Annotated in this window: 15 protein-coding genes; 12 read left to right on the top strand and 3 right to left on the bottom strand. The window is 73.2% G+C overall.

Annotated features, from left to right (window positions below; translation table 11 throughout):
• Window positions 1-82: 82 nt before the first annotated feature.
• Both tgmB and tgmA read right to left on the bottom strand, forming a co-directional pair.
• Entirely contained in the window at window positions 83-1036 is a 954-nt protein-coding gene (gene tgmB / locus ACWCYY_RS37090) for an ATP-grasp ribosomal peptide maturase (protein ID WP_449798546.1), read from the bottom strand.
• Window positions 1036-1296: a putative ATP-grasp-modified RiPP gene (gene tgmA, locus ACWCYY_RS37095; protein WP_449798547.1), complete on the bottom strand. Its 261-nt coding sequence runs from the start codon at window positions 1294-1296 to the stop codon at window positions 1036-1038. Before tgmA ends, tgmB begins: the two co-directional genes overlap by 1 nt.
• Before the next feature lie 266 nt (window positions 1297-1562).
• Between tgmA and ACWCYY_RS37100 the strand changes: the two genes are divergently transcribed.
• From ACWCYY_RS37100 to ACWCYY_RS37155, 12 genes are all read left to right on the top strand, one after another.
• A complete protein-coding gene (locus ACWCYY_RS37100) occupies window positions 1563-2393 on the top strand; it encodes a helix-turn-helix domain-containing protein (protein WP_449798548.1) in 831 nt (276 codons plus the stop codon).
• Window positions 2371-2592, top strand: coding sequence for a DUF397 domain-containing protein (locus tag ACWCYY_RS37105; protein WP_380150422.1), 222 nt, complete (start codon window positions 2371-2373; stop codon window positions 2590-2592). Before ACWCYY_RS37100 ends, ACWCYY_RS37105 begins: the two co-directional genes overlap by 23 nt.
• Window positions 2593-3145: 553 nt before the next feature.
• Complete coding sequence (locus ACWCYY_RS37110) at window positions 3146-4651, top strand: GMC family oxidoreductase (protein WP_449798549.1); 1506 nt, start codon at window positions 3146-3148, stop codon at window positions 4649-4651.
• A gap of 22 nt (window positions 4652-4673) precedes the next feature.
• On the top strand, window positions 4674-6209 hold the full coding sequence (locus ACWCYY_RS37115; RefSeq protein ID WP_380150424.1) for a GMC family oxidoreductase: 1536 nt from the start codon (window positions 4674-4676) through the stop codon (window positions 6207-6209).
• A 9-nt stretch (window positions 6210-6218) separates the two neighbouring features.
• Window positions 6219-7331, top strand: coding sequence for an NAD(P)-dependent alcohol dehydrogenase (locus tag ACWCYY_RS37120; RefSeq protein ID WP_380150425.1), 1113 nt, complete (start codon window positions 6219-6221; stop codon window positions 7329-7331).
• On the top strand, window positions 7328-7747 hold the full coding sequence (locus ACWCYY_RS37125; protein ID WP_449798550.1) for a hypothetical protein: 420 nt from the start codon (window positions 7328-7330) through the stop codon (window positions 7745-7747). The genes ACWCYY_RS37120 and ACWCYY_RS37125 overlap by 4 nt, the downstream gene beginning before the upstream one ends.
• Window positions 7678-8166, top strand: coding sequence for a phosphatase PAP2 family protein (locus ACWCYY_RS37130; RefSeq protein WP_449798585.1), 489 nt, complete (start codon window positions 7678-7680; stop codon window positions 8164-8166). Before ACWCYY_RS37125 ends, ACWCYY_RS37130 begins: the two co-directional genes overlap by 70 nt.
• Window positions 8163-8981, top strand: a complete 819-nt coding sequence (locus tag ACWCYY_RS37135; RefSeq protein ID WP_449798551.1) for an alpha/beta fold hydrolase — start codon at window positions 8163-8165, stop codon at window positions 8979-8981. The genes ACWCYY_RS37130 and ACWCYY_RS37135 overlap by 4 nt, the downstream gene beginning before the upstream one ends.
• A 59-nt stretch (window positions 8982-9040) precedes the next feature.
• Window positions 9041-9628, top strand: coding sequence for an NADPH-dependent FMN reductase (locus ACWCYY_RS37140; protein ID WP_449798552.1), 588 nt, complete (start codon window positions 9041-9043; stop codon window positions 9626-9628).
• Window positions 9629-9636: 8 nt separating this feature from the next.
• Entirely contained in the window at window positions 9637-11058 is a 1422-nt protein-coding gene (locus ACWCYY_RS37145; protein ID WP_449798553.1) for an aldehyde dehydrogenase family protein, read from the top strand.
• 7 nt (window positions 11059-11065) lie between these two features.
• On the top strand, window positions 11066-11281 hold the full coding sequence (locus ACWCYY_RS37150; protein WP_345285964.1) for a hypothetical protein: 216 nt from the start codon (window positions 11066-11068) through the stop codon (window positions 11279-11281).
• A gap of 10 nt (window positions 11282-11291) precedes the next feature.
• Entirely contained in the window at window positions 11292-11930 is a 639-nt protein-coding gene (locus ACWCYY_RS37155) for an NADPH-dependent F420 reductase (RefSeq protein WP_345285966.1), read from the top strand.
• Window positions 11931-11974: 44 nt separating this feature from the next.
• Here ACWCYY_RS37155 and ACWCYY_RS37160 read toward each other — a convergent pair whose 3' ends face one another.
• Window positions 11975-12598, bottom strand: a complete 624-nt coding sequence (locus ACWCYY_RS37160; protein WP_345285967.1) for a GNAT family N-acetyltransferase — start codon at window positions 12596-12598, stop codon at window positions 11975-11977.
• Window positions 12599-12680: the final 82 nt, after the last annotated feature.

Here is a 12680-nt window from a genome sequence, read left to right on the forward strand (position 1 = left end):
CGACCCCCGGCCCTACGTCTGGACCAAACCCGCTGACCAGATCCTCGAATCCCTCGCCGGATACATCCGACGGATCAAGGACTCAGGACACTAGCTGGTCGCCGAGGGCGTGGGCGATGGCGGTGGTGGTTTCCGCCGGTTGCCACGCCCACTGACCGTTGGGGTTGCACTCAAGGAAGTACCAGAGACCGTCAGCGGTCACGGCGAAGTCGAACGCGCCGAATATCAGACCGAGTTCGGCGAGGTAGGCCGCAATGGAACGGCTCACGTCCGCGGGCAGCTCGACCGGCGTGCAGGTCATCAGGTCCTGCCGAACCCTCCAGTCCAGATCGGGGCTGACGATCCGAACGGCGAAGCAGCGGTCGCCGACGGCCGTCACCCGCACGTCGTACGCCTTGTCCACCGTGGCCTGGAACATGTGGGGGCAGACGGACACGGCGTCGGTGATCTCGGCCCCCTCCACCTCCCGGACCCACACGCTGTGGGGCTGGTCGTCCACGCGGTACGGCGAGTTCCACAACGGTTTGTAGACCACACCACCGAGGTGGGAGGCGGCGAACTCCCGCGCCGTGTCCGGCTCGTTGGTGATGACGGTGTCCGGCACCAGGAACCCGCAGCGCTGCGCGGCGGCGAGCTGAGCGGGCTTGTACTCGGCCGCGCGGTTGCTCCACGGGTGGTTGACGTAGTACGCCCGGGGCAGCGAGGCGAGGATGCCGCCCGCTCCCCAGAACGACTGCTCGGCCGCGAACCGGCGGTCCTGGCCGTCCAGGTCCGGCGGGCCTTCGTAGGGCGAGGGCCTGCGGACCCACACCGACCGAACCCGTGTCAGGTCGACCGTCCGACTCGGCGTGCGCAGGGTGCCCCGCTGAGCGCCCGTACCGTACGTGGCGGTCAGCGAGGCACCCGCGTGCAGGTCGGTGCCGGGGTCGAGACGGACCACCGGAACCCGGCGCTCGGCGAGCACCCGGAGAACCACGTCGGTAGTCACGTCGGCGGGGTTGGTCAGCACCAGCACCGACCGGCGAGGGTCGTTCATCAGCCGGAACTCACGTCCTGGTCGTAGGACTCGGTGCTGTCGCTGTCCGACGCACCCGGCTGGTTGCCGTCGGGAGTGGTGAACGTGGGCGTCGTGCCGCTGGTGCTGGTGCCGTGACCGCCCAGCTCGACCGTCCGGCCCTGGTCATCCACGATCACGGCCATCTGCGTTTCCGGGTCGAGCACGGGCGTGTACTGCGGGATCGCCGAGGTCGCCGCGAACGGCGCCATGCGGGTAGTTCCCCACGGTGCGGTTGTCATGTGTGCTGTGCCTCCGATTCATGGTGCTGCTGACACGATCAACGGCTCTGCCGCGTAGCCGAGTTGCTCGACCCCACGCCGCCTGGCCCTACTCGTCCTCGGCCGGCTCGGGCAGGTCGGCAGCGTCCTGCTGCGGACCGTCCACCGGTCCGTTACTGCGATGCGTTCTGACTACAGCATCGGTACCGAGAGTTACGATCGGTAGACGTTCCGATCCAACTGTGGTCTCACGAAAATCGGGGGGTACCGTGCCCAGTCCAACCGAGTTGGACCCGAAGGAGAGTCTTGAAGCCCTGTTCGGGCATGAGTTGAGGGAGCTGCGCGCTCAACTCGGCCTCTCGCAGGAGGCGTTCGGGGAGCAACTCGGATACACCGGCAGCCTGGTCGGGCAGCTTGAGAACGCACGCAAGCGTCCCCAACTGCCCTTCGCCCGACAGGTTGACGCCCGGTTCCCTGAGGCACGAGGGCGGTTCGAGATTCTGTGGCACCACCTGGGGCGCGAGTATCCGTCCTACTTCGAGGAGTACAGCAAGCTGGAGCCGAAGGCCTCCCACATCCGTGACTATGGGGGGCCGTTTCTTCCGGGACTTGGGCAGACCGAGGAATACGCCCGAGCGCTCATCGTTGCGGCGAAGCCCCTGGCGCCCGATGAGGTGATCGAATCCACGGTCACATCCCGACTCGAACGTCAGCAGATCCTTGACGGTCCAACCAGGCCCACGATGGTGTGGCTGGTCGACGAGGACGTACTCCGCCGGCCAGTCGGAGGCCATGGCGTGATGGGGGCACAAGTACGCCACCTATCGACCATGATCCGGTCGCGTGTGGTCGTCATGCAGGTGATTCCGAGCAGAGTTGGGGCTCATGCGCTGCTCGGCGGGGTCGTGACCCTACTCTCATTCCATGATGGGCAACCGGACGTGGTGTACACCGAAGGGACCCACTCAGGCGTGACGCAGGACGATCCGGAGGTCGTCAGGAAGCATGCGGTGTCCTACGATCTTGCTCGGGCGACAGCGCTCACGCTGCAAGAGTCCCTTGCCCTGTTGGATCAGATCGCAGAGGAGCACGAGCATGCCGCACATCGACCTGGCTGAGGCCGCCTGGCAGAAGTCCTCTTACAGCAACGGGGATGGCGGCCAGTGCATCGAGCCCGCACTCAACTTCGCTCCGACGGCCGGGTTGGTTCCCGTCCGCGACTCGAAGGATCCCGACGGCCCGGCCCTGGTCTTCCCGGCCAGCTCGTGGGCCGCGTTCGCCTTGGCCGTCGCCAACGGTGAGTTCGGCGCCATCTGACCAACCAACACGCAGAAGGCCCCCGCACCGACCCCGTGATGGGGAGGGCTCGGGGGCCTTCGTCGTCCGGGGTACCGAAGTCATCGTCAGTTCCGGGACGCAGGATCAGGACCCTGTGTCAGCCACCCGTCGGACCTTCGCCTCGCGCCGCAGCGTCCGGAGAGAACACCGCCAGGTTGACCGGTCCGCCGTCCGGCCGCCTCGGCGTCACGTCCACGGCCAGCGTCGTGCGCCACGTCAGTCCATCGCTTCGGTGTAGGCGGTCCGCTCGGCGACGAGGTCCTCCTCTGGAACGTGGTCACCCCGGGGGCGCGGGGAACTGCGCGAATCGGAAGACACAGACCCGTGTGCCGGGTACGGACAACCACTTGCACGTGAGGCTCCGTACCCGGCACACGGTCTCCCTCTTCCGCTTCGCGCAGTTCCTCGCGCCCCCGGTTTGACCACCTACCCGCGCCGCCCGGAGGGCACTGGCCGGCCCTGCGCGGCCCGGCGGGGATGACGGATTCGGTGACCGATGTGCCCGGGTGGGCGGCTGCCTAGGTTCGGTGGCATGAACGACACCGTCCTGACCACCGTCATCGTCGGGGGCGGCTCCGCCGGAGCCGTGCTCGCCGCCCGCCTGACCGAGGATCCCGCCCGCCGCGTGCTGCTGTTGGAGGCGGGCCCCGCCTACGCCCCCGGCGGCTACCCCGTCGAGGTCGCGTCCAGCAGCCTGCTGGGCGGCTGGACGGGGCACGACTGGGGGTACCGGTCCGAGCCCGGGGTGATCGGGCATCCGGTGGAGGCGTTCCGCGGGAAGGTGCTCGGCGGGAGCTCGGCCGTCAACGGGTCGGTCGCGGTGCGGGCCCTGCCCTCGGACTTCGCCCGGTGGGCGGCCCGCGGGCTGGAGGGCTGGTCGTACGAGGAACTGCTGCCCGCCTTCCGGGCCTTGGAGACCACGGCGGCGGGCGCCGAGGAGCTGCACGGCCGCACCGGCCCGCTCCCGGTGACCCAGCTGGGCCGGGAGGACCTCAGCCCGATGCAGCGCGCGTTCGTCGACGCGGCGCTGGCCGTGGGCCTGCCGCCGGTGGAGGACTTCAACGGTGCCGAGCCGCACGGCGTCGGCCCGTACCCGATGAACGTCCGGGACGGGGTGCGGGTGAACACCGGGATGGCCTACCTGACCGAGGAGGTCCGGGCCCGGCCGAACCTGACGGTCCGTGACGGGGCGCTGGTCGACCGGGTGCTGTTCGACGCCGGACGGGCGGCCGGGGTGCTGCTCGCCGACGGCACCGAGGTCCGGGCCGCCGAGGTGATCCTCAGCGCTGGAACGTACGGCAGCGCGGCGATCCTGCTGCGTTCGGGCATCGGGCCCGCCGAGGAGCTGGCGGAGCTGGGCGTGCCGGTGGTGGCCGACCTGCCGGTGGGGCGGCGGTTGCAGGACCACCCGTTCTTCTACAACGCGTACGCGGCGGTGCCGGAGCTGATCGGCGCGCAGACCCCGGTGATCGGCGCCAAGGTCTGGACCGCCGGATCGGGCGCCGTCGAGGGCGAGTTGGACCTGCACGTCACCGCGACCCACCTGTTCGACCACGCCACCAGCCCGACCGGGGTCGGGTACGTGCTGGCCGTCGCGCTGGTGCGCCCGGCGTCGGTGGGCCGGCTCTCCCTGGTCAGCCGCGACCCGGCGGCCCCGCCTCGGATCGACCTCAACTTCCTGGCCGAGCCCGAGGACCGCCGCCGACTGGTCGAGGGCGTGCGGCTGGCCCGCCGGATCGGCGCCGCCGAGCCGCTGGCCGCGCTGGCGGAGCGCGAGCTCAACCCGGGCCCGCAGGCGGTGGACGACGCCGCGATCGAGGCGGCGGTGCTGGCCACCCTGGACACCTACCACCACCCCACCTCCACCGCGCCGATGGGCGCCGAGGACGACCCGACGGCCGTCACCGACCGGCTGGGCGCGGTGCGCGGGGTGGCCGGGCTGCGGGTGGTGGACGCCTCGATCCTGCCCGACGTCCCGTCGGCCGCCACCAACCTCACGGTGATCGCGGCCGCCGAGCACATCGCCCGACAGATCTGAACTCCCTTCCGAGGAGGAGCACATGAGCAACGAGTACGAGCACATCGTGGTCGGCGCCGGTTCGGCCGGAGCCGTGGTCGCCCGCCGCCTGGTGGACGCGGGCCGCCGGGTCCTGCTGCTGGAGGCCGGGCCGGCCGACGAGAACGAGGCGATCCACGACCCCACCGGGTCGATCCGGCTCTGGGGCAGCGACTGGGACTGGGCCTACGCCACCGAGCCGCAGACCGAGGCCGACGGCCGCCGCCTGCCGTGGCCGCGCGGACGGACCCTGGGCGGGTCGAGCTCCTTCAACGGCATGATCTACGTCCGGGGCGCCGCCGCCGACTACGACTCCTGGGCCTACCAGGGCGCGGCCGGCTGGTCCTGGCGGGACGTCGAGCCGTACTTCCGCCGGATGGAGGACTTCGACGGCGGCCCGGCCGGCGGCCGGGGCACCGGCGGCCCGCTGCACGTCCAGCGCAACCCGGGGCCGGACGCCCTGGTGCGCTCCTGGGTGGCCGCCGCCGGGCAGTACGGGCTGCCGTTCAACGAGGACTACAACAGCGACGGCCAGCACGGCGTCAGCTACACCCAGCACACCATCAAGGACGGCCGCCGCCAGTCCACTTGGGTCGCCTACGGCCACGCCGTCCGGGGCAACCCGCTGCTGACCGTGGTCACCGGCGCGCTGGTGACCCGGGTCGTGGTCGAGGGCGGCCGGGCGACCGGGGTCGCCTACACGGTCGGCGGACAGCCGGCGGTGGCCCGGTCGGCGGGGGACGTGGTGCTCTCCGGCGGGGTGTTCGGCACCCCGCAGCTGCTGATGCTCTCCGGCCTCGGCCCCGCGGACCACCTGCGCTCCTTCGGGCTGCCGGTGCGCGCCGACCTGCCCGGCGTCGGGCAGAACCTGCAGGACCACTGGTCGGCCCCGCTGGTCTGGCGGTCGAAGCGTCCGCTGCCGGCCTGGGCCGCCCAGGGCCTGGAGGCGCAGTACTTCGCCTCCTCCCGCCCGGGGCTGCTGGTGCCCGACGTCCAGCCGCTGTTCCTCTCCTTCCCCTACCCGGTGCCGGGGGCCGAGCTGCCCGAGCACGGCTTCTCCGCCGTGGGCCAGCTGCTGCACCCCCACAGCCGGGGCGAGCTGCGGCTGCGCTCGGCCGATCCGTCGGTGCCTCCGGTGCTGGACCCGCGGGTGTTCTCCGACCCGCGCGACCTGGAGACCCTGACCGACAACCTGGAGCAACTGCGGGAGATCGCCGGGCAGTCGGCGCTGCGGGAGTGGAACGACGGCGAGGTGCTGCCGGGCCCCGGCACCACCACCCGGGCCGCGCTGCGCGAGCACGTCCGCGCCACCGTGGTCTCCGGCCACCACCAGGTCGGCACCGCCCGGATGGGCCTGGACGCCCTGGCCGTGGTCGACCCCGAGCTGCGGGTGCACGGGGTGGCCAACCTGCGGGTGGCCGACGCCTCGGTCATGCCGCACGAGACCACCGGCAACACCAACGCCCCGAGCATCATGATCGGCGAGAAGGCCTCCGATCTGCTCCTGGGCCGCACCGCACCCGTCTCCCAGGGGAGTTGACGAGACCTCATGCCCACCACCGTCACCGCCGCGGTCACCCGCGCCGCCGACTCCGGCTTCCGGCTGGAGACCCTGACCCTGGAGGACCCGCGCCCGGACGAGGTGCTGGTCCGCTACGCCGCCGCCGGGCTCTGCCACACCGATCTGGAGGCCGCCGCCGGCCGCCTGCCCACCCCGCACCCGGTGGTGCTGGGCCACGAGGGCGCGGGCGTGGTGGAGGCCGTCGGTGCGGCCGTGACCGGCTTCGCCCCGGGCGACCGGGTCGTGCTGAGCCTGGACTCCTGCGGGAGCTGCCCCAACTGCCTGGCCGGACAGCCCGCCTACTGCGAGCACCACCTCCCGCTGAACTTCCACTCCAGGCGCGCCGACGGCTCAGTGGGGCTGCGGGACGCGGCCGGAGAGCCCGTCCACGACCACTTCTTCGGCCAGTCCTCCTTCGCCTCGCACGGCCTGGCCCACCCGCGCGGCCTGGTGAAGGTGCCGGACGGGCTGCCGTTCGAGACGCTGGCCCCGCTGGGCTGCGGGGTGATCACCGGCGCCGGGGCGGTGCTCAACTCGCTGCGGGTCGCGGCGGGTGCCACGGTGGCGGTCTTCGGCCTGGGCGCGGTCGGCCTGGCGGCACTGATGGCCGCCTCGGCCTGCGGCGCGGCGCGGATCATCGCCGTCGACCGCAATCCCGAACGACTCTCACTGGCCGAGGAGTTGGGCGCCACCGACCGGGTGGACGCGTCCCGCGACGATCCCGTCGAAGCCGTCCTGGAGCTCACCGGCGGGCGCGGGGTGGACCACGGCGTGGAGTCCACCGGCGTGGTCGAGGTGATGCACGCCGCCGTCGCGGTGCTCGCACCACTGGGCTCCGCCGCGGTGCTCGGCGTGGCCGGACTGGAGGCCGAACTCCGCTCCAACGCCTTCGAGTTGCTCAAGGGCCGGAGCGTCCGGGGATCGGTGATGGGGCATCAGGCGCCCGGCGTGCTGATACCGCGGCTGCTGGAGCTGCACCGGCGCGGCCGCTTTCCGCTGGAGCGCCTGGTCACCGGCTACCCGCTGGCGCAGATCGACCGCGCGGTGGCGGACGTCCGGGCCGGCCGGACGGTCAAGGCCGTTCTGCGGCACGGGTCATGACCCTCCGTCGTCCGGCTGGGACCGCCTTCCTGGCCCTCGCGCTGCTGTACCTGGCAGCGGTCTGGACCCCGCTCGGCCAGCGGGCCGAGAACGCCCTGATCGTCGGCTACGCGGACGGCGCCCGGATCCTCCCGGCCGTCGAGTCCTGGGGGCCGCCGCCGCTGGTCCACGAGTACGCCACCCTCGCGGCGGCCCTGACGGTGATCGCCGTCCTGACGGTGGCACGGCACAGCTGGCGCGAGGGGGCCGCCGCCGTCCTGACCGTCGCGGCACCCTCGGGGCGGCGGAGCTGGCCGGCAAGACCCTGCTGCCCCGCCCCGACCTGGTCGGCGCCGAGCAGCAGCTGCTGGCGGCGAGCTTCCCGAGCGGTCACGTGGCGATCGCCGCGGCCCTGGCCCTGGGCCTCGCCCTGGTGACCCCGGAGCGGCAGCGGCCGCACGTGGCGGCGGCCGGGGCCCTCTGGGTGGCGGTGACCGCCGGAGCGGTGCAGGCCCTGTACTGGCACCGGCCCAGCGACGTGCTCGGCGCCGTCCTGCTGGCCTGCGGCGTCCGGCTCGCCGCCGGACGGCTGCTGCGCCCCGGCGGCGCACCCCGCCCCACGGCCGTACCCCGCCCCGACACCGTCGTCCGGCTGCCGGCGCTGCGCGCCCCGCTGCTGCTCGCCGTCCCGGTCGCGTACGCCGCCGCCGGCCGGCAGGACGGGCTGCTGCGCCCGCTGGCCTTCGCCCTGGCGGCCTGGCTCTGCGCCGTCCTGACCCTTCGAACTTCCCTGCTCACCCGCAGGGTTGACCACCCCTGCGGCGCCCGCCGCACACCCACCGAGGAACGTCCATGAACAGCACCACCGGCCGCAAGGCCGCCCTCGCCGCGACGGCCACCGCCGTCGCGGTCACCTCCCTCACCTCGCTGGCCCCGGCCGTCGCCGAGGACCGGCACGGCTCCGAACCCAAGCCCACCGTGGTCCTGGTGCACGGCGCGTTCGCCGACGCCTCCGGCTGGAACGACACCGCCGACCGACTGCGCCGCCTGGGCTTCCCGGTCAAGGCGGTGGCCAACCCGCTGCGCGGCCCGGCCAACGACGCGGCCTACCTGCAGGGCCTGCTCAAGGGCGTCAAGGGCCCGAAGATCCTGGTCGGCCACTCCTACGGCGGCGCCGTCATCACCAACGCCGCCCCCGGCATCGCCGACGTCAAGGCCCTCGTCTACGTCGCCGCCTTCATGCCCGCCGAGGGCGAGTCGCTCGGCGGCCTGCTGGCCGGGGCCGGTGCACCGGACCTGCCCGCCCAGCCCTTCGAGTACACCCGCCCGGACGGCACCGTCTCCACCGAGATCGCGCTCGACCCGGAGCGGTTCCGCGACACCTTCGCCGCCGACGTCCCGGCCGGGGCGGCGGCGCAGATGGCGGCCGCCCAACGGCCCATCGCCGCCGAGGCGTTCGGCCAGCCGCTGAAGCAGGCCGGCTGGAAGACCGTCCCGACCTGGGTGCTGGTGGCCAGGAACGACCACGCCCTGCCGCCCGCGCTCCAGCGCACCATGGCGGCCCGGGCCAACGCCCGCACCACCGAGGTCGCCAGCTCGCACGCCCTGATGGTCAGTCACCCCGGGGCCGTCGCGGACGCCGTCCGCGACGCGTACCGCAGCACCCGCTGACCCCCGTCGCGGGCCCCGCCCCGGGGCCCGCGACCCCTCGAAGCGACGAAGGAACCACCGTGACGGACAAGCACTTCCTCGCCCTCTCCGGCAGCCTGCGGCACTCCTCGCACAACACCGGCCTGCTGCGCGCCCTGCAGGCCCTCGCCCCGGCGGGCGTCACCGTCGAGCTGCACCCCGGCCTCGGCGCCCTGCCGTTCTTCGGCCAGGACCTGGAGGAGGGCCCGGCCCCGGCCGCCGTCGCCGAGCTGCGGCGGCGCGTGAAGGCCGCCGACGGCCTGCTCATCGCCACCCCCGAGTACAACTCCGCGATCCCCGGCGTGCTGGTGAACGCCCTGGACTGGCTCTCCCGCCCGTCCGAGGAGCACCAGACGCCGGTGCTGCGGGACAAGCCGACCGCGATCCTGGGCGCCTCGCCGTCCCGGTTCGGCACCGCCCGGGGCCAGCTGGTGCTGCGTCAGATCCTGCACCGCACCCAGAGCCGCGTGGTGGCCCACCCCGAGGTCACCGTCTTCGAGTCGCACCGGCGGTTCGCCGCCGACGGCTCCTTCCTGCACGACGACTTCACCGACAGCCTGCTCCGCGCACTGCTGGCCGAGCTCGTCCTGCTGACCGAACTGACCGAACGTCACTCCCACACCTCCTGAGGACTCCCGTGCACCACGCCCGACACCTGATCAACGGCGGGTGGACCGACTCCGCCCACCGCACCGAGTCGTTCAACCCGGCCACCGGCAAGGCGCTCGGCACCTTCGCCGACGGCGGCGCCGAGGAGGCCCGGGCCGCGATCACCGCCGCCCGCACCGCCTTCGACACCACCGACTGGGCCCGGGACCGGCAGCTGCGGGCCCGCGCCCTGCTCGAGCTGGCCGACCGGCTCGCCGCCCGGCGCGAGGAGTTCATCACCCTGCTGGCGCGCGAGAACGGCAAGGTCCTGGCCGAGGCCGCCTTCGAGATCGACCTCACCGTCCCCAAGCTGCGCTACTACGCCTCGCTCGCGCTCAGCGACCACGGCAGCGCGGCCGAGGTCCGGCCGGGCCTGTACTCGATGACCCTGCGCGAGCCGGCCGGGGTCGCCGCCGTCATCGCCCCCTGGAACTCCCCGGTGGTGCTGGCCGTCCGCTCCTTCGCCCCGGCCCTGGCGGCCGGCTGCACCGTGGTGATGAAGCTGCCCGGCCAGACCGGCCTGGTCAACGGGCTGCTCAGCGAGGTGATCGCGGAGACCGCGAGCCTGCCCGCCGGGGTGGTGAACGTCTTCACCGAATCCGGCAACGACGGCGCGCCCCTGCTGGTCTCCTCCCCCGAGGTGGACGTGCTCAGCTACACCGGCTCCACCGTGGTCGGACGGATCATCATGGCCGCCGCCGCCCCCACCCTGAAGCCGCTCTCGCTCGAACTCGGCGGCAAGAGCCCGATGCTGGTCTTCGACGACGCCGACCTGGACGCCGTCGTGCCGGTGCTCACCAAGGCCGTCACCACCTTCACCGGTCAGTTCTGCATGACCGGCAGCCGGATCCTGGCGCAGCGCGGCATCGCCGACGAGCTGCGCCGCCGGATGTCCGACGCACTGCGGGCGGTGAAGGTCGGCCCCGGGGACGATCCGGCCAGCGAGATGGGCCCGATGATCGACGAGGCCAACGCGCGGCGGGTCGAGCGGATGGTGGACGAGGCCTCGGAGTACGCGACGGTGCTGGTGCGGGGCGAGCGCGACGGCGCCTTCCTCTCCCCCTCGCTGGTCGAGGTCGCCGCGCTGGACGCCCCGATCGTCCAGCGCGAGGTCTTCGGGCCGGTCGCCACCTTCGAGGTCTTCGACACCGAGGAGCAGGCCGTCGCCCGGGCCAACGCCACCGAGTTCGGCCTGGCCGCCTCGGTCTGGACCCGGGACGTGGACCGGCCGCTGCGGGTCCAGCGCGAGCTCAAGGCCGGCACGGTGTGGACCAACACCTGGGCCGTGGTGCACGACATGTTCGAGGAGGGCGGCTTCAAGCAGAGCGGCCTCGGGCGGCTCAACGGGGTCCGCGGCCTGGAGGAGTTCCAGGAGGTCAAGCACCTGGTCCACGCGGCCCCGCGGAGCTGACCACGCCGTGGAACCGCCCCGCTGGAAGACGGCGGTGGTCTCCGCCATCGCCGTCTTCCCGATCTCCCTGCTCGCCGCGGCGTTCCTGACGCCGCGTCTGACCGGTCTCCCGCAGGCGGCCAGGTCAGCGGTCTTCGCCGTGCTCTTCAGCCTGCTGATGACCTACGTCTGCCTCCCCCTGGTCACCCGCGCGCTGCGCCGGTGGCTCCACCCCTCGCGTTAGGAACACCCCCATGACCACCGCCGTCATCGGTACCGGGAACATCGGCCGCCGCCTGGCCGCCGACCTCGTCGCGGGCGGCTCGCCCGTCCTGCTGGCGGGCACCGACCTCGCCACCACCCAGGACCTGGCCGCCGAACTCGGTCCCCTGGTCACCCCGCTGACGGTCGACCAGGCCGTCGAGCAGGCCGACGTGATCGTCTTCGCGGTCTGGCTCGACACCACCCGGGAGCTCTTCGCCCACTACGGCGAGCGGCTCTCCGGCAAGATCCTGGTCGACCCCTCCAACCCGATCGCCCCCGACGGCCACGGCGGCTTCGCCAAGACCATCGGCCCCGAGGAGTCGGCCGGCCTCCTGCTGGCCGCCCTCACCCCGCCGGGCGCCCGCCTGGTCAAGGCCTTCGGCACCCTCTCCGCCGACACCCTGGCCGCGGCCGCCCACCGCACCCCGGAGCGCGCCGTCGGCTTCTACGCCACCGACGACGCGACGGCGGGAACGGTGGTCGCGGCCCTGATCACGGCCGCCGGCTTCGACCCCGTCCCGGTCGGGGGGCTCGACCAGTCCCTCCGCATCGAGGTCTTCGGCGACCTGCACGAGTACGGCGCCCTGGGCCGGACGGTCACCCGCACCGAGGCGCTCGCCGCGCTCTGAACCCGCGTGAACGGCCCTTCCCCGTACGGGGGAGGGCCGTTCGGTCATGCCCGGACCGCGGCCAGCCGCCGTTCCAGGGCGGCCCGGCACGACGGCCACTCCTCCGCGGTCACCGAGTACATCGCCGAGTCGCGCAGACGGCCCTCCTCCCCCGGGGCCCACGAGGCGGACCAGTTCCGCAGGACGCCCTCGAACCGCGCGCCGACCGAGGCGATCGCCGCCCGCGACCGGGCGTTGCGCGCGTCGGTCTTGAGGTCGACCCGGGCCACGCCCCACTCCTCGAAGGCGTGCCGGAACAGCAGGTACTTGGACTCCCGGTTCACCCCGCTGCCCTGGGCGGAGGCCGCGAGCCAGCTGAAGCCGACCTCGACGGCCCGCAGGCCCTCGCCCGACGGCCAGGGCCGAGGGTCCCAGAAGGCCGTGGCCCCGACCGCCCGGCCGGTGGAGAGCCGCACCTGGGCGAACGGCACCAGCTTCCCGGCTGCGGCGCGGGCGAGTTGGGTGTCGATGTAGTCCTCCACCCCGTCCGCCGTCGGCACCCAGGTGTAGCCGTAGGAGCCGCGCTCCTCCGTCACCGCCTGGGCCAGATCGGCCGCGTGACGCCGCGTCAGCGGTTCCAAGCTCACGTGCGCACCGGTCAGCACCGGCGCCTCCCCCGGGAAACCCATCCGCCCAGCCTTCCAGACGTGCCGTCAACTGTCGCGCCGCATCCACCTGGTGGAAGCCGGCGGGCTTCACGGCGGACTACAT

It is taken from the genome of Kitasatospora sp. NPDC001664, from assembly GCF_053596675.1.

Coding starts and splice junctions, on each gene's coding strand:
- ACWCYY_RS37115 (WP_380150424.1), top strand. CDS start 4,674: ATGAGCAACGAGTACGAGCACATCGTGGTCGGCGCCGGTTCGGCCGGA.
- ACWCYY_RS37105 (WP_380150422.1), top strand. CDS start 2,371: ATGCCGCACATCGACCTGGCTGAGGCCGCCTGGCAGAAGTCCTCTTAC.
- ACWCYY_RS37110 (WP_449798549.1), top strand. CDS start 3,146: ATGAACGACACCGTCCTGACCACCGTCATCGTCGGGGGCGGCTCCGCC.
- ACWCYY_RS37155 (WP_345285966.1), top strand. CDS start 11,292: ATGACCACCGCCGTCATCGGTACCGGGAACATCGGCCGCCGCCTGGCC.
- tgmB (WP_449798546.1), bottom strand. CDS start 1,036: ATGAACGACCCTCGCCGGTCGGTGCTGGTGCTGACCAACCCCGCCGAC.
- ACWCYY_RS37135 (WP_449798551.1), top strand. CDS start 8,163: ATGAACAGCACCACCGGCCGCAAGGCCGCCCTCGCCGCGACGGCCACC.
- tgmA (WP_449798547.1), bottom strand. CDS start 1,296: ATGACAACCGCACCGTGGGGAACTACCCGCATGGCGCCGTTCGCGGCG.
- ACWCYY_RS37125 (WP_449798550.1), top strand. CDS start 7,328: ATGACCCTCCGTCGTCCGGCTGGGACCGCCTTCCTGGCCCTCGCGCTG.
- ACWCYY_RS37160 (WP_345285967.1), bottom strand. CDS start 12,598: ATGGGTTTCCCGGGGGAGGCGCCGGTGCTGACCGGTGCGCACGTGAGC.
- ACWCYY_RS37120 (WP_380150425.1), top strand. CDS start 6,219: ATGCCCACCACCGTCACCGCCGCGGTCACCCGCGCCGCCGACTCCGGC.